Source organism: Bacillus sp. HMA207, from assembly GCF_003402455.1.
Lineage (GTDB): Bacteria > Bacillota > Bacilli > Bacillales > Bacillaceae_G > Bacillus_A > Bacillus_A cereus.
Genome location: NZ_BEZT01000001.1, coordinates 333,757 through 349,277 on the forward strand (window position 1 = coordinate 333,757; position 15,521 = coordinate 349,277).

The following is a 15,521-nucleotide window of genomic DNA, read 5'->3' on the forward strand; positions in this document are numbered from 1 at the left end:
ACGGGAATAACAGGAGCAACGGGCTCAACAGGTCCAACGGGAGCGACAGGAATAACAGGAGCAACGGGTTCAACAGGTCCAACGGGAGCGACAGGAATAACAGGAGCAACGGGCTCAACAGGTCCAACGGGAGCGACAGGAATAACAGGAGCAACAGGCTCAACCGGGGCTACAGGTACAAGTATCACGGCGACATATGCATTTGCAAATAATACCTCAGGAACAGCGATATCAGTACTTCTAGGTGGAACGAATGTCACGCTTCCGAATAATCAAAATATCGGTCCAGGTATTACGGTTTCCGGGGGAAATACAGTATTTACGGTTGCAAATGCTGGAAATTACTATATTTCATATTCGATTAATATAACGGCTTCATTATTAGTTAGTTCACGGATTACAATCAATGGAGCACCACTTGCCGGAACAATCAATTCTCCTGCTGTAGCGACCACATCATTTAGCGCAACAATCATTACAACTCTTGCAGCAGGAGATGCTATTAGCTTGCAATTATTTGGTTTGTTAGCTGTCGCAACATTATCAACAACTACTCCAGGAGCAGTGTTAACGATAATAAGATTGAGCTAAGCCATAACTCTCTTACTCTTTTAAGATTAGGAGAGTTTCTACATATAATAAGAAGTTAATGAAGTAAAGCATAGTTATATAAAAGTCAGAATATTATGATTGTAACGTTATGGTGACTATAATATAATGAAAATAACCATCATGAATGAACATTCATTTATTTTTTATGTATTTGAAGGGGGAATGAAGGTGGAAAAACCATGGTTGAAAAGTTATCCAGAGGAAATTCCTAGTACGATTTCTTATGATATTCAGCCGCTTCATAGATATGTAGAACAGATGGCATCTCGCTACCCAGAAAAGAAAGCGCTTCACTTTTTAGGGAAGGATATTACGTTTTCGGACTTCCATGATAAGGTGAAGAGGTTTGCAAATTATCTTCAAAAGCTCGGTGTGGAAAAGGGTGATCGAGTTGCTATTATGTTGCCGAATTGTCCGCAAGCTGTAATTGGTTATTACGGCACATTACTTGCGGGAGGTATCGTAGTACAAACAAACCCACTGTATACAGAAAGAGAATTAGAATATCAGCTTCATGACTCGGGAGCAAAAGTAATTCTTTGTCTCGATTTAGTGTTTCCAAGAGTAACGAATGTTCAATCTGCTACAAAAATTGAGCATATTATCGTAACTCGTATTGCAGACTTTTTACCATTCCCTAAAAATCTATTGTATCCATTTGTGCAGAAAAAACAGTCGAATTTAGTTGTGAAAGTATCAGAGAGTGAAACGATTCATCTTTGGAATTCAGTAGAAAAAGAAGTGAATACGAATGTTGAGGTGCCTTGTGATCCTGAAAATGATCTAGCTCTTTTACAGTACACAGGAGGAACAACCGGATTTCCGAAAGGAGTTATGTTAACGCATAAAAACCTCGTCTCTAACACGTTAATGGGAGTTCAATGGTTATATAATTGCAAAGAAGGAGAAGAAGTCGTTCTTGGGGTTCTTCCATTTTTCCATGTTTATGGTATGACAGCTGTTATGAATTTAAGTATTATGCAAGGATACAAAATGGTCCTTATTCCAAAGTTTGATATGAAAATGGTTTTTGAAGCGATTAAGAAGCATAAAGTGACATTGTTTCCAGGGGCACCAACTATTTATATCGCTCTTTTAAATAGTCCGCTTTTAAAAGAATACGATATTTCTTCTATTCGTGCTTGTATTAGTGGATCAGCACCACTGCCAGTAGAAGTACAGGAAAAGTTCGAAAAAGTTACAGGTGGTAAACTAGTAGAGGGATATGGTTTAACAGAATCCTCTCCGGTTACACATAGTAATTTTTTATGGGAAAAGCGAGTGCCAGGTAGCATCGGAGTTCCGTGGCCAGATACAGAAGCAATCATTATGTCGCTTGAAACTGGTGAGGCATTACCGCCAGGAGAAATAGGTGAAATTGTAGTGAAAGGCCCTCAAATTATGAAAGGATATTGGAATAAGCCAGAGGAAACAGCGGCTGTATTGCAAGATGGCTGGCTCCATACAGGTGATGTTGGCTACATGGATGAAGATGGATTCTTCTATGTAAAAGATCGCAAGAAAGATATGATTGTCGCGAGTGGATTTAATGTGTATCCTCGTGAAGTTGAAGAAGTATTATATGAGCATGAAAAAGTGCAAGAAGTAGTGACAATTGGAGTTCCAGATCCGTACCGAGGAGAGACAGTTAAAGCATTTGTTGTGTTAAAAGAAGGTACGGAGTGCTCTGAGGAAGAATTAAATCAGTTTGCACGTAAATATTTAGCGGCTTATAAAGTGCCGAAAGTATATGAGTTTAGAGATGAATTGCCAAAAACGACAGTAGGGAAAATTTTACGCCGTGTTCTAATAGATGAAGAGAAGAGAAAGAATGAGGATGAGCAAACGGGCTAAGGCCCTTTCTTTTTGAAAAAATAGGATTGACACTTTTCTAAATAGTCAGTATTATAAGAATATGAATGACTATTCATTCAGTCATCTTCTTGAAGGGGACAGTAAAGTGAAGAAAAATAGACCGAAATACAATCAAATTATTGATGCGGCAGTCATTGTGATTGCGGAGAATGGGTACCACCAAGCGCAAGTTTCTAAAATCGCAAAGCAAGCTGGGGTAGCTGATGGCACGATTTATTTATATTTTAAAAATAAAGAAGATATATTAATATCCTTATTCCAAGAGAAGATGGGAGAATTTGTCGAAACAATTCGTCAAAAAACAGCAGGAATTGAAAGCGCTGTATCGAAGTTATTCATGTTGGTAGAAACGCACTTCTTGCTGTTGTCGCAAAATGATCCTCTTGCTATCGTTACGCAATTAGAGCTGAGGCAGTCCAATCAAGACTTGCGCCTTAAAATAAATGAAGTATTAAAAGGCTACTTACAAGTTATGGATGAGATTTTAGAGACTGGTATAAAACAAGGTGAATTTCAAGCAGATTTAAATGTTCGCGTGGCAAGACAAATGATCTTTGGAACAGTAGATGAAGTAGTGACCAATTGGGTAATGAGCGATCATAAGTATGATCTGGTCGCACTTTCAAAAACGGTACACGGGCTACTTATTGCAGCTTGTGGTTATCGTCAATAATGGGAGGGATCATGTTGAAATTCCTATCTGTAAGAGTTGAAGATCATATCGCGGTGGCGACATTAAATCACGCACCAGCGAATGCGATGTCTTCACAAGTTATGCATGACGTTACTGAATTAATTGATCAAGTGGAAAAGGATGATAACATTCGTGTTGTTGTTATTCACGGTGAAGGACGTTTCTTCTCAGCGGGAGCAGATATTAAAGAATTTACATCTGTTACTGAAGCGAAGCAAGCAACAGAATTAGCACAGCTTGGACAAGTTACGTTTGAGCGTGTTGAAAAATGTTCAAAACCAGTTATTGCGGCAATTCATGGAGCGGCACTGGGCGGCGGCCTTGAGTTTGCTATGTCTTGCCACATGCGCTTTGCAACTGAAAGTGCAAAACTTGGTTTACCTGAATTAACACTTGGATTAATTCCTGGCTTTGCAGGTACACAGCGCTTACCACGTTATGTTGGGAAAGCGAAAGCTTGTGAAATGATGTTAACAAGTACACCAATTACTGGTGCAGAAGCATTAAAGTGGGGACTTGTTAACGGATTGTTCTCTGAAGAATCTCTTTTAGATGATACGCTTAAAGTTGCAAAACAAATTGCTGGAAAAAGTCCAGCAACAACTCGTGCTGTACTAGAGTTATTGCAAACGACAAAATCGTCTCATTACTATGAAGGTGTACAACGTGAATCACAGATTTTTGGTGAAGTATTTACGAGTGAAGATGGAAGAGAAGGTGTAGCTGCATTTTTAGAAAAGCGTAAACCTTCATTTAGTGGCAGGTAGTTCAATTATTTTTTTAATATAAATTAACAGAAAATTAAAATTGATAGAATCTTTCTGAAAAACAAGGGGGTAAATGGAATGAACATCTACGTACTCATGAAACGAACATTTGATACAGAAGAAAAAATCGTAATTAAAAACGGTGCAATTTACGATGGCGAAGCGGAATTCATCATCAACCCTTACGATGAATATGCAATTGAAGAAGCAATTCAAGTAAGAGACGCACAAGGTGGAGAAGTTACAGTTGTAACAGTTGGTGGCGAAGATAGTGAGAAAGAACTTCGTACTGCATTAGCAATGGGCTGTGATAAAGCTGTATTAATTAATATTGAAGATGATGTAGAAAATGGTGACCAGTTCACGACAGCAAAAGTGCTTGCTGAATATTTAAAAGATAAAGATGCAGATTTAATTTTAGGCGGAAACGTTGCAATTGATGGTGCATCTGGACAAGTAGGACCACGCGTAGCTGAAGCGTTAAATATTCCGTATGTAACGACAATTACAAAACTTGAAATTGACGGTACAAATGTGAAGATTGAGCGTGATGTTGAAGGTGATACAGAAGTGATTGCAACTTCATTACCAGTTTTAGTAACAGCACAGCAAGGTTTAAATGAACCACGTTATCCATCGCTTCCAGGTATTATGAAAGCGAAGAAAAAGCCGCTAGAAGAATTAGAATTAGATGATTTAGATTTAGAAGAAGATGATGTGGAAGCAAAGACAAAAACAATTGAAATCTATTTGCCTCCTAAGAAAGATGCAGGAAAAGTGTTACAAGGCGAGCTGCAAGATCAAGTAAAAGAACTTGTATCGTTGCTCCATACAGAAGCGAAAGTAATCTAATAAAATACGAAATTATATATGCAGGAGGGAAAATCTATGGCTCGTAAAGTATTAGTAATGGGTGAAGTTCGTGATGGATCGCTACGTAACGTTTCTTTTGAAGCGGTAGCAGCAGCAAAAACAATTGCAGAAGGCGGTGAAGTAGTAGGTCTTCTAATTGGAGACAGCGTTGCCTCTTTTGCAAATGAATTGATTCATTACGGTGCAGATCGCGTTGTGACAGTTGAAAATGATAAATTAAAATCATATACATCTGATGGTTATGCACAAGCGTTTTTAGCTGTACATGCTGAAGAAAATCCAGAAGGTATCGTTTTTGGACATACAGCACTTGGTAAAGATTTATCACCAAAATTAGCAGCGAAGCTTGAAGCTGGTTTAGTTTCTGACGTAACTGCTTTAGAGGTTGAAGGTGGAAATGTTATCTTCACTCGTCCAATTTACTCTGGTAAAGCATTCGAGAAGAAGATTGTAACAGACGGCATCTTATTTGCGACAGTGCGTCCAAATAACATTGCAACTCTGGAAAAAGATGAGTCTCGCAGCGGTGACGTATCTTCTATTACAGTTGATGTGAAAGATTTACGTACAATCATTCAAGATGTTGTCCGTAAAACAGCAGAAGGTGTGGATCTTTCTGAAGCAAAAGTTATTATCGCTGGCGGACGTGGTGTGAAGAGTGAAGAAGGCTTTAAGCCATTAAAAGAGTTAGCAGACGTACTAGGCGGCGCTGTTGGGGCATCTCGTGGTGCTTGTGACGCTGAATACTGTGATTACTCATTACAAATTGGTCAAACTGGTAAAGTTGTTACGCCAGACTTATACATTGCATGTGGTATTTCTGGTGCGATTCAGCATTTAGCAGGTATGTCAAACTCAAAAATAATCGTTGCGATCAATAAAGATCCAGAAGCAAGTATCTTTAAAGTAGCTGACTATGGTATTGTCGGTGACTTATTCGAAGTTGTACCTCTTTTAACAGAAGAGTTTAAAAAGTTAAAAGTACATTCATGATTTAAGTACCCTTGAGTTCCAAGTGAAGTACCCCTATATATAGAAAAAGGTGAGAGATCCCCTGTCTCTCATCTTTTTAGTATTTAATCCGTATTTTTATATAGTATAAAGGAACATTTTTTTGTTACAATACATAACGATACATATTATTCGCCACGTATATAAGTTAATGATATACTCTTGGTAGAATATACTTGAAGGAGGAAATAAAATGGCAATTGTAAACGCAAATGACCAAAGCTTCGCAGCAGAAACTAGCGAAGGTGTTGTATTATTAGATTTCTGGGCACCTTGGTGTGGACCTTGTAAAATGATCGCTCCTGTATTAGAGGAAATTGATGCAGAACTAGGCGAAAAAGTAAAAGTAGTAAAAGTAGACGTTGATGAAAACCAAGAAACTGCTCGTCAATTCGAAGTAATGAGCATTCCAGCTCTTTTCGTATTAAAAGACGGTAAAGTAGTTGATCAAGCGTTAGGTTACAAACCGAAAGAAGCGTTAGTAGAATTAGTTTCTAAACACTTCTAAAATAAAAAAAGCTACCATTTGGTAGCTTTTTTTATTTTCTTTTTTATAGTCTTTCCGTTACAATAAAAGAACGTATGTTGGGTGTTTGGGCATAGTATGTTTTCAAGGGAAAATAAAAATGCTAAGTATGTAGAAATGGAGGGAGACGAGTGCACGAACATTTGAAAGAGAAGTTGGCTATTTTACCAGATCAACCTGGTTGTTATTTGATGAAAGATAAGCAAGGAACGGTTATATATGTCGGAAAGGCAAAAGTGCTTAAAAATCGTGTGCGCTCGTACTTTACTGGTTCACATGATGGGAAAACACTGCGGCTTGTAGGAGAAATTGTTGATTTTGAATATATTGTAACCTCTTCGAATTTAGAAGCACTTATTTTAGAGTTAAATCTAATTAAAAAATATGATCCGAAATATAATATTCAATTAAAAGATGATAAAACATATCCTTTTATTAAAATTACGGCGGAGAAGCAACCGCGCTTACTCATTACTCGAAACGTAAAAAAGGATAAAGGGAAATATTTTGGTCCTTATCCAAATGCACAATCTGCTCATGAAACGAAAAAACTGCTAGATCGTATGTATCCACTTCGGAAATGCACGAATATGCCAGATAAAGTTTGTTTGTATTATCATATGGGTCAATGTTTAGCGCCTTGTGTGAAAGAAGTGACGGAAGAACAAAATAAAGAAATTGTAGATGAAATTATTAAGTTTTTAAACGGTGGACATAAAGAAGTTCGTTCAGAACTAGAAATAAAAATGTATGAGGCCTCAGAGAAACTAGAGTTTGAACGTGCAAAAGAGTTGCGTGATCAAATTGCTCATATTGATGCGATTATGGAAAAACAAAAGATGATTATGAGTGACTTAGTGGATCGTGATGTGTTTGGGTATGCAGTGGATAAAGGATGGATGTGTGTTCAAGTTTTCTTCGTTCGAAAAGGAAAGCTAATTGAACGTGATGTTTCTATGTTTCCAATTTACGATGAACCAGAAGAGGGTTTTTTAACGTTTATCGGCCAATTTTATGAAAACAGTAGTCATTTTAAGCCGAAGGAAATTGTCGTTCCAGGAAGTATAGACTCGGAATTAGTAGAGCGCTTTTTAGAAGTGGAAGCGACGCAGCCGAAACGTGGTAAGAAAAAAGACCTTGTAGAATTGGCAAATAAAAATGCGAAGATTGCTCTTGAAGAGAAGTTTTACTTAATTGAACGTGATGAAGAACGAACGATTAAAGCGGTAGATCATTTAGGGAAGCAGCTTGGGATTGAAACGCCGTATCGTATTGAAGCGTTTGATAACTCAAATATTCAAGGAACAAATCCCGTTTCTGCAATGATTGCTTTTATCGATGGGAAACCGGCGAAGAAAGAGTATCGAAAATATAAAATTAAAACGGTTCAAGGGCCAGATGATTATGAGTCTATGAGAGAAGTTGTGAGGCGCCGTTATACAAGGGCACTTAAAGAAAATTCACCTTTACCTGATTTGATTATTATTGATGGAGGAAAAGGCCATCTAGCGGCTGCAAGTGATATTTTAGAGAATGAGCTCGGATTATATATTCCGATGGCAGGTCTTGTAAAAGATGATAAACATAAAACCTCCCATTTAATTATTGGGGATCCACCGGAACCTGTGATGCTTGAGAGAAATAGCCAAGAATTTTATTTATTGCAGCGTATTCAAGATGAGGTGCATCGATTTGCGATTACATTCCATCGTCAATTACATGGGAAATCTGTCATTCAATCAGCATTGGATGATATTCCAGGAATCGGTGATAAACGGAAAAAGGTATTGTTAAAACATTTTGGTTCATTAAAGAAGATGAAAGAAGCTTCTATAGAGGAATTTGTCGAAGCGGGTATGCCGAAAAATGTCGCGGAGACGATTTATACGTATTTAACAGATAAGAAGACGTTGTAGTTTACAACGTCTTCTGTTTTTTGGTATAATTTCTGAAGATTTAAAATAAACTCATCTGAATGAAAATACAAAAAAGTCAACTAAACTGATATGTCTAGTTGACTGTAGGTAATGCTTACACTTCAATGAGATCTTTTATATCCCATTTTACAAGAAATGTAATAGAGTCAGAACGTTTTTTCTTTTCTTCGTATGACTCTGCAACGACGTTCCGTTGCTTTTGGATTTGTTCAGCGATGAATCCGGCTTCTAGTTGATAAGAAGAATGTCGTTTTTGTTTTTGACGTTCTGCGATGAGTGTGCCTTTAAGTTGGAACTGCATTTCACGACGCTTATGTTCAACAATGCTTAAAGTGCCCCAGCCAGCCTTTTCAAAGAACTGAATGATTTCTTCAATTGTTTCTAGCGGATATTTTCTTGCAAGGTTTCTACCAGACCAGTATAAAATACCATCTAAATCGTTGCCGATTAAATCAGGTAGTAATTCTTCACGTAGCAATTCATAAGCGAAGGCGTTCAATGAAACATCTTCTAAAGATGTTGTATCGATTGTATTTTTACTCACAATATTCCCCTCTTTCTATAGGGATTATTATATAACATTTCACATTTATAAAAACAGATTTTTCTTTAGGAAAATCTGAATATATAAGAAGAAAAAAAGAATTGGCAAATTATATGCAAATTATGTATACGTTTTCTTGACGCTTCGACAAAAATAGGAGTAAAATGAACTTGGTATCAAATTATGCTGAAATATTTCGAATAATTTTTTCAGTTTTTCTTATGCCAATAGTGAAAAAACATTATTGTCATAAACTAATCTGAAAACAGCAGTCAAACATTCAAGGGGGGTAATGGGGACATGAAAGGCCGCGAGTATACGTTTCGTAAGTGGCACTCATTAATGGGGGTCATCCCGGTTGGTGTCTTTTTGACGCAACATTTAATTGTAAACAACTTTGCAACACGAGGAGCAGAGGCTTTTAACAAAGCTGCAGGCTTTATGGAGCTCCTTCCATTCCGGTATGCGCTAGAAATTTTCATCATCTTTTTACCGATACTGTACCATGCTATATATGGCTTATATATTGCATTTACAGCTAAGAACAATGCGGTTTCTTACGGTTATTTCCGTAACTGGATGTTCGTCTTCCAAAGAATTTCAGGTATCGTTACGCTGATCTTCATTTCTTGGCACGTCTGGGAAACTCGTATTCAAGCAATGTTAGGTAAAGAGGTAAACTATGATATGATGGCAGATATTTTAAACAATCCAGCTATGTTTACATTCTACTTAGTTGGTGTTGTTTCAACAATTTTCCACTTTGCAAATGGACTATGGACATTCTGCATCAGCTGGGGAATTACAGTATCTCCACGTTCACAAAGAATCTCTACTTATGTAACATTAGCTATTTTCTTAGGTTTATCTTATGTAGGTGTGAGTGCATTATTAGCGTTCATCGATCCACAGCTAGCAAACCAGTAAGGAGTGGGAGAGCATGAAAGGGAAACTTATAGTAGTCGGCGGTGGCTTGGCTGGCTTAATGGCAACGATTAAAGCGGCAGAAGCAGGAGTAAATGTTGAACTGTTTTCTTTAGTACCAGTAAAACGTTCACATTCTGTATGTGCTCAGGGCGGAATTAACGGTGCCGTAAATACGAAAGGTGAAGGGGATTCTCCATGGATCCACTTTGACGATACAATTTATGGTGGGGACTTCTTAGCGAACCAACCACCAGTTAAAGCAATGTGTGAAGCAGCACCTGGTATCATTCATTTAATGGACCGTATGGGTGTTATGTTCAACCGTACGGAAGAAGGACTTCTTGATTTCCGTCGATTTGGTGGAACGCAACATCACCGTACAGCATTTGCTGGTGCAACAACTGGACAGCAATTACTTTACGCATTAGATGAGCAAGTACGTCGTCACGAAGTAGCAGGACTTGTAACGAAATATGAAGGTTGGGATTTCTTACGAGCTGTTGTTGATGATGAAGGTGTGTGCCGAGGAATCGTTGCACAAGACTTACAAACTATGGAGATTAGAAGTTTCGGAGCAGATGCCGTGATTATGGCAACAGGGGGCCCTGGTATCATTTTCGGAAAATCAACAAACTCCATTATCAATACAGGTACAGCAGCTTCTGCTGTATATCAACAAGGCGCATATTATGCAAACGGTGAGTTCATTCAAATTCACCCAACGGCAATTCCTGGAGACGATAAATTACGTCTTATGAGTGAATCTGCACGTGGTGAAGGTGGACGTGTTTGGACATATAAAGATGGTAAACCATGGTACTTCTTAGAAGAAAAATATCCGGCTTACGGAAACCTTGTACCTCGTGACATCGCAACGCGTGAAATCTTTGATGTTTGCGTAGAGCAAAAACTAGGTATTAACGGTGAAAACATGGTGTACTTAGATCTTTCTCATAAAGATCCAAAAGAACTAGATATTAAACTAGGTGGAATTATTGAAATCTATGAGAAATTTACAGGGGATGATCCTCGTAAACTACCGATGAAAATCTTCCCAGCTGTTCACTATTCAATGGGCGGACTATGGGTTGATTATAAACAGATGACAAATATTCCAGGTTTATTTGCAGCAGGTGAGTGTGATTATTCTATGCACGGTGGTAACCGTCTTGGTGCGAACTCACTATTATCAGCAATTTATGGTGGTATGGTAGCAGGACCAAACGCAATTGAGTATATGAAAGGTCTTTCTAAATCATCTGATGCTGTTTCATCTACTGTATATGAGCAAAATGAATTAATCGAAACAGAGAAATTTAACAATATTTTAACGATGGATGGTAACGAAAATGCGTATGTTCTTCATAAAGAGCTTGGAGAATGGATGACAGATAACGTTACAGTAGTTCGTGAAAATAAAAAATTATTAGAAACAGATGCGAAAATTGAAGAATTAATGGCTCGTTACAAACGTATTAACATTAACGATACAGCAAGATGGAGTAACCAAGGTGCTTCATTTACACGCCAACTTGCAAATATGTTTGAGTTAGCACGTGTTATTACAATTGGCGCATATAACCGTAATGAGAGCCGTGGGGCGCATTACAAACCTGAATTCCCAAATCGTGATGATGCAAACTTCTTAAAAACTACGATGGCAAAATTTGAGGGAGAAGGAAATGCACCAGCATTCCATTACGAGGACGTTGATATTTCGTTAATTAAACCGCGTAAACGTGATTATTCTTCAAAACACGATGTAGCTGCTAAGGGTGAAGAGAAGGGGGATAAACAACATGTCTGAGAAAACAATCCGCCTCATCATTACGAGACAAGACGGGCCAGATGCGCAAGCGTTTGACCAAGAGTTTGAAATTCCATATCGTCCGAATATGAATATTATCTCAGCACTTATGGAAATCCGTCGTAATCCTGTTGATTCAAAAGGGAACCAAACAACTCCGATTGCATGGGATATGAACTGCTTAGAGGAAGTATGTGGTGCATGTTCGATGGTGATTAACGGAAAACCACGTCAATCATGTACGGCACTTATTGATCAATTAGAGCAACCAATTCGCTTAAAACCGATGAAGACATTCCCGGTTGTACGTGACTTACAAGTTGATCGTAGTCGCATGTTTAATGCTCTAAAACGCGTTAAAGCGTGGATTCCAATTGATGGTACGTATGACCTAGGTCCAGGACCAAGAATGCCTGAGAAAAAGCGTCAATGGGCTTATGAGCTTTCAAAATGTATGACATGTGGTGTTTGCTTAGAATCATGTCCAAACGTAAACAGTAAGTCTGACTTTATTGGACCAGCACCGTTATCACAAGCTCGCTTATTCAACTCACATCCAACGGGTGAAATGCATAAAGCAGATCGCTTACGTGCAATTATGGGAGATGGAGGACTAGCAAACTGTGGTAACTCTCAAAACTGTGTGCAATCATGTCCGAAGGGTATTCCTTTAACAACTTCAATTGCGGCATTAAACCGTGATACAACAATTCAATCGTTCAAAGATTTCTTTGGTAGCGATAATAACTATTAATAAATATTGCCTCTTCATATCGAAGAGGCAATATTTATAACTGCATTTTTCTGTTTATTCTGTTTATTTCAAGGTGAAAAGGAGAGATAACAATGAAGAGGATTTCTTATATTGAAGACTTTGAGCAATGGGAAAGTGGTTTTTCGTTTTACAACCCTGTAAAGGTTCGTTTTGGTGAAGTAGATATGTTTGGACATGTAAATAATGTCGTTGCTTTTACTTATTTTGAAGAAGCTCGTATTGCGTTGTTTAAAGAACTTGGATTTATGCAAGAGTGGACACATGCATCATCAGAAACGATGATCGTTGTTGCGGATTTACAATGTAATTTTATTAAGCAAATATATTTTGATGAACAGCTGAAGGTGTATGTAAAGGCAGGATCGGTCGGGAATTCTTCTTTAGATTTACATTATATGGTGAAGAATGCAGCAGGAGAGGTTTGTTTAGTAGGTCGTGGAATGATGGTTCAAGCTTCGAAAAAAACAGGAAGAGGCGAACCATGGCCTGAAGAATGGAAGAAGAAATTACTACAATAATAGAGTGAAAGAAAAATAAGAGAGCAATTTGCTCTCTTATTTTTTGTCTTCCATCGCTTCTTCTAATGTTAAGTGATGTTTATATAGGTATGTAGCGTATGGATTACCAACGTAGCGTAAGTGCCATGGTTCATAGGCATATTCTGTTGTATCTGTTTTATCTTCTAAGTAACGAATGACAAAACCGAATTCATGAGCATGTTCCGCGACCCATTTTCCTTCTGCTGTCTCTCCGAAGATAGGCTCTAATTGAAATTTAGCTGATTTTGAACTAATATCCATTGCTAAACCCGTTTGGTGTTCACTTGTACCAGGAATTGCGCTTACCGAATTAGCTTCGGCTTTTCCTTGACGTCTAACGTATGTATCATGCAACGATTTTTGGCGTTTGTATGAACGATAACCAGATACAGCTGTAAGATCAAGCCCTTCTTTTTTCGCAGTTTTGAACATGTTTTCAAGTGCCTCGGCAGCATCTTTGCGCAGCAATGTTTTTTCTTTATCTTTTGGACTAATAAATGGTACATTTGGTCTCGTTAAGTCTTCAGGAATGTATCCATCTGGTAGTTTTCGATGTTTATTAATTAAGACAAGATTAGATTTTGGATTTGTTACAACTGAAAAGTCATTGTCTATTTTCTTTGCATTATGATCAGCTTTTGGAAAAGCAGGAATCTCTTCTTTTTTATGGTTATTATGCTTTTGACTTTCGACAGCTTTTGCTTCATTATGTAGTGGTGTTTTAGAACCAAAGTAAGCGAAAGATGTGATCCCGATTACAATAGTAGTGGCAGAAATAATTATTATCTTTTTCATGATGCCTTGTAATCACAGTCCCTTCTTCATAAAATGTGTATTGTTTTTTTATTATAAATCTAGTTTGTTGGAAAAGGAATATAAGAGTCATAACGTAATAGAAATGCAAAGAAAATGTCAGAAAATGTGTGAATTTGTAGTATTTTTTTATATAATTCATTTCTTATCTTTCATGATTTGCATTTTTTATGTAATATATATACATAAGAAGATGTAGCGATTATCGAGAATAAAGAACTTCTTGTATAGACTAGGAGTGAATGGGAATGGATTTTGCAACAATTATTGGACTTATTTTAGGATTTGTAGCAGTGGTAGTAGGGATGGTCGTCAAGGGCGCTGACATAACAGCCTTATTAAATCCTGCCGCAGCATTAATTATTTTTATCGGTACATTTGCTGCAGTATGTATTGCATTTCCGATGAATCAACTAAAAAGGGTTCCAAAACTATTTAAAGTTCTTTTTGGTTCAAATAAAAAGGATTTAAGTTATGAACAGTTGCTAGAATTATTTGTTCATTGGACATCTGAAAGTAGAAAATACGGTATTTTGTCTTTAGAGCAACAATTAGACAAAATTCAAGATGAATTTCTTTTGCGCGGTATGAAATTTGTGATTGATGGCGTATCCGCAGAAGATTTAGAGCAGATTTTGGAATCTGAATTAGAGGCAATTGAAGAAAGACATGCAAAGGGAGCTGCTATTTTTTCACAAGCTGGTACGTATGCACCGACATTAGGAGTTTTAGGTGCTGTTATCGGTCTTGTAGCTGCGCTTGGTAACTTAACTGATATTGAAAAGTTAGGTCATGCTATTTCTGGTGCGTTTATTGCAACGATTTTTGGTATTTTTTCAGGTTACGTATTATGGCATCCATTTGCAAATAAGTTAAAGCAAAAATCTTCAGCTGAAATTGAGAAAAAACGTTTAATCATTGATTGTTTATTAATGTTACAAGAAGGTACATATCCGTTTATTATGAAGAACCGCATTTTAGGTGCACTTTCTGCAACTGAGCGTAAAAAGCTAGAAAAAGGAGCAGAAAAAAATGCGGAGTAAGAAAAATAGAAGAGGCAAAAAGAAAAAACATGATGAGCATATCGATGAAACGTGGTTAATCCCATATTCTGATATGTTAACGTTGTTATTTGCATTGTTTATCGTTTTATTCGCAATGAGTAGTATAGATGCTGCGAAGTTTAAACAGATGGCAGTTGCTTTTCGAAGTGAATTAGCTGGGGGAACAGGTAACAAAGAATTTTTAAGTGATCAAAAGCCAAATGATGAAAAAGAATTATCAGCAAGTAGCCTTGAGGCAGAACAAGCAAAAAAACAAGAAGAAGCTAGAGCTAAAGAAAAAAAAGAGATGGATGAATTGAAAGCATTACAAAAAAAGATTGATCAATATATTAATGAAAAACAATTATCTTCTTCTTTTCAAACTAAATTAACTGAAAAGGGATTAATGGTGACAATATTAGAAAATATACTGTTTGATTCGGGGAAAGCAGATGTGAAATTAGAATCTTTAGGGATTGCAAAAGAGATGTCTAGCTTACTTGTTTCAGCGTCACCTCGTGAAATTACAGTATCGGGTCATACGGATAATGTCCCTATTGCCAATGCGCAGTTTGCGTCGAATTGGGAATTAAGTACGCAGCGGGCAGTTAATTTTATGCAAGTATTACTGCAAAATAAAGAATTACAACCAGAAAAATTTAGTGCGATTGGATACGGAGAATACCGTTCAATTGCTCCAAACGATACACAAGAAGGAAAGGCAAAGAATAGACGTGTGGAAGTATTTATCTTGCCTTTAACAGAGAAAGTAAAATAA

At 37.3% G+C, this 15,521-nt stretch carries 16 protein-coding genes; 14 read left to right on the forward strand and 2 right to left on the reverse strand.

Annotated features, from left to right (window positions below; genetic code table 11):
• The 8 genes from HMAS_RS28005 to uvrC all read left to right on the forward strand — a co-directional run.
• Positions 1 to 591, forward strand: a 591-nt coding sequence (locus HMAS_RS28005) for a BclA C-terminal domain-containing protein (RefSeq protein WP_414635039.1), incomplete at its 5' end; no start/stop codon positions are given.
• A 189-nt stretch (positions 592 to 780) separates the two neighbouring features.
• Positions 781 to 2,466, forward strand: coding sequence for a long-chain-fatty-acid--CoA ligase (locus HMAS_RS01875; protein ID WP_000414744.1), 1,686 nt, complete (start codon positions 781 to 783; stop codon positions 2,464 to 2,466).
• 61 nt (positions 2,467 to 2,527) lie between these two features.
• On the forward strand, positions 2,528 to 3,160 hold the full coding sequence (locus HMAS_RS01880) for a TetR/AcrR family transcriptional regulator (protein WP_002001012.1): 633 nt from the start codon (positions 2,528 to 2,530) through the stop codon (positions 3,158 to 3,160).
• An 11-nt stretch (positions 3,161 to 3,171) separates the two neighbouring features.
• Complete coding sequence (locus HMAS_RS01885; RefSeq protein ID WP_000911292.1) at positions 3,172 to 3,948, forward strand: enoyl-CoA hydratase; 777 nt, start codon at positions 3,172 to 3,174, stop codon at positions 3,946 to 3,948.
• Between the two features lie 78 nt (positions 3,949 to 4,026).
• Positions 4,027 to 4,800, forward strand: a complete 774-nt coding sequence (etfB, locus tag HMAS_RS01890) for an electron transfer flavoprotein subunit beta (RefSeq protein WP_001029028.1) — start codon at positions 4,027 to 4,029, stop codon at positions 4,798 to 4,800.
• A gap of 36 nt (positions 4,801 to 4,836) precedes the next feature.
• Entirely contained in the window at positions 4,837 to 5,814 is a 978-nt protein-coding gene (gene etfA, locus HMAS_RS01895; protein WP_000101945.1) for an electron transfer flavoprotein subunit alpha, read from the forward strand.
• Between the two features lie 211 nt (positions 5,815 to 6,025).
• Complete coding sequence (gene trxA / locus HMAS_RS01900) at positions 6,026 to 6,340, forward strand: thioredoxin (RefSeq protein WP_001018943.1); 315 nt, start codon at positions 6,026 to 6,028, stop codon at positions 6,338 to 6,340.
• A gap of 149 nt (positions 6,341 to 6,489) precedes the next feature.
• Positions 6,490 to 8,274 (forward strand): excinuclease ABC subunit C, encoded by a 1,785-nt coding sequence (uvrC, locus tag HMAS_RS01905; RefSeq protein WP_000544296.1) that lies wholly within the window; start codon positions 6,490 to 6,492, stop codon positions 8,272 to 8,274.
• Positions 8,275 to 8,389: 115 nt separating this feature from the next.
• On the opposite strand, the gene HMAS_RS01910 is transcribed toward uvrC, so the two are convergent.
• Positions 8,390 to 8,839 (reverse strand): YslB family protein, encoded by a 450-nt coding sequence (locus HMAS_RS01910; RefSeq protein WP_000042221.1) that lies wholly within the window; start codon positions 8,837 to 8,839, stop codon positions 8,390 to 8,392.
• A gap of 300 nt (positions 8,840 to 9,139) precedes the next feature.
• Between HMAS_RS01910 and sdhC the strand changes: the two genes are divergently transcribed.
• From sdhC to HMAS_RS01930, 4 genes are all read left to right on the forward strand, one after another.
• Positions 9,140 to 9,766: a succinate dehydrogenase cytochrome B558 gene (gene sdhC / locus HMAS_RS01915; protein WP_000678355.1), complete on the forward strand. Its 627-nt coding sequence runs from the start codon at positions 9,140 to 9,142 to the stop codon at positions 9,764 to 9,766.
• Positions 9,767 to 9,779: 13 nt separating this feature from the next.
• Positions 9,780 to 11,573: a succinate dehydrogenase flavoprotein subunit gene (gene sdhA, locus HMAS_RS01920; protein ID WP_000676750.1), complete on the forward strand. Its 1,794-nt coding sequence runs from the start codon at positions 9,780 to 9,782 to the stop codon at positions 11,571 to 11,573.
• Positions 11,566 to 12,327 (forward strand): succinate dehydrogenase iron-sulfur subunit, encoded by a 762-nt coding sequence (gene sdhB / locus HMAS_RS01925; RefSeq protein ID WP_001291827.1) that lies wholly within the window; start codon positions 11,566 to 11,568, stop codon positions 12,325 to 12,327. Before sdhA ends, sdhB begins: the two co-directional genes overlap by 8 nt.
• Before the next feature lie 92 nt (positions 12,328 to 12,419).
• Entirely contained in the window at positions 12,420 to 12,866 is a 447-nt protein-coding gene (locus HMAS_RS01930; protein WP_000822734.1) for an acyl-CoA thioesterase, read from the forward strand.
• Positions 12,867 to 12,902: 36 nt separating this feature from the next.
• Here the strand turns inward: HMAS_RS01930 and HMAS_RS01935 are convergent, their stop codons facing one another.
• Complete coding sequence (locus tag HMAS_RS01935) at positions 12,903 to 13,682, reverse strand: M15 family metallopeptidase (protein WP_116344688.1); 780 nt, start codon at positions 13,680 to 13,682, stop codon at positions 12,903 to 12,905.
• 266 nt (positions 13,683 to 13,948) lie between these two features.
• On the opposite strand from HMAS_RS01935, the gene motA reads away from it, so the two are divergent.
• Both motA and motB read left to right on the forward strand, forming a co-directional pair.
• On the forward strand, positions 13,949 to 14,743 hold the full coding sequence (gene motA, locus HMAS_RS01945; RefSeq protein WP_000344853.1) for a flagellar motor stator protein MotA: 795 nt from the start codon (positions 13,949 to 13,951) through the stop codon (positions 14,741 to 14,743).
• Positions 14,733 to 15,521, forward strand: a complete 789-nt coding sequence (motB, locus tag HMAS_RS01950; RefSeq protein WP_001256734.1) for a flagellar motor protein MotB — start codon at positions 14,733 to 14,735, stop codon at positions 15,519 to 15,521. Before motA ends, motB begins: the two co-directional genes overlap by 11 nt.

Coding starts and splice junctions, on each gene's coding strand:
- HMAS_RS01930 (WP_000822734.1), top strand. CDS start 12,420: ATGAAGAGGATTTCTTATATTGAAGACTTTGAGCAATGGGAAAGTGGT.
- etfB (WP_001029028.1), top strand. CDS start 4,027: ATGAACATCTACGTACTCATGAAACGAACATTTGATACAGAAGAAAAA.
- HMAS_RS01885 (WP_000911292.1), top strand. CDS start 3,172: ATGTTGAAATTCCTATCTGTAAGAGTTGAAGATCATATCGCGGTGGCG.
- trxA (WP_001018943.1), top strand. CDS start 6,026: ATGGCAATTGTAAACGCAAATGACCAAAGCTTCGCAGCAGAAACTAGC.
- HMAS_RS01935 (WP_116344688.1), bottom strand. CDS start 13,682: ATGAAAAAGATAATAATTATTTCTGCCACTACTATTGTAATCGGGATC.
- sdhA (WP_000676750.1), top strand. CDS start 9,780: ATGAAAGGGAAACTTATAGTAGTCGGCGGTGGCTTGGCTGGCTTAATG.
- motB (WP_001256734.1), top strand. CDS start 14,733: ATGCGGAGTAAGAAAAATAGAAGAGGCAAAAAGAAAAAACATGATGAG.
- etfA (WP_000101945.1), top strand. CDS start 4,837: ATGGCTCGTAAAGTATTAGTAATGGGTGAAGTTCGTGATGGATCGCTA.
- sdhC (WP_000678355.1), top strand. CDS start 9,140: ATGAAAGGCCGCGAGTATACGTTTCGTAAGTGGCACTCATTAATGGGG.
- motA (WP_000344853.1), top strand. CDS start 13,949: ATGGATTTTGCAACAATTATTGGACTTATTTTAGGATTTGTAGCAGTG.
- HMAS_RS01880 (WP_002001012.1), top strand. CDS start 2,528: ATGAATGACTATTCATTCAGTCATCTTCTTGAAGGGGACAGTAAAGTG.
- sdhB (WP_001291827.1), top strand. CDS start 11,566: ATGTCTGAGAAAACAATCCGCCTCATCATTACGAGACAAGACGGGCCA.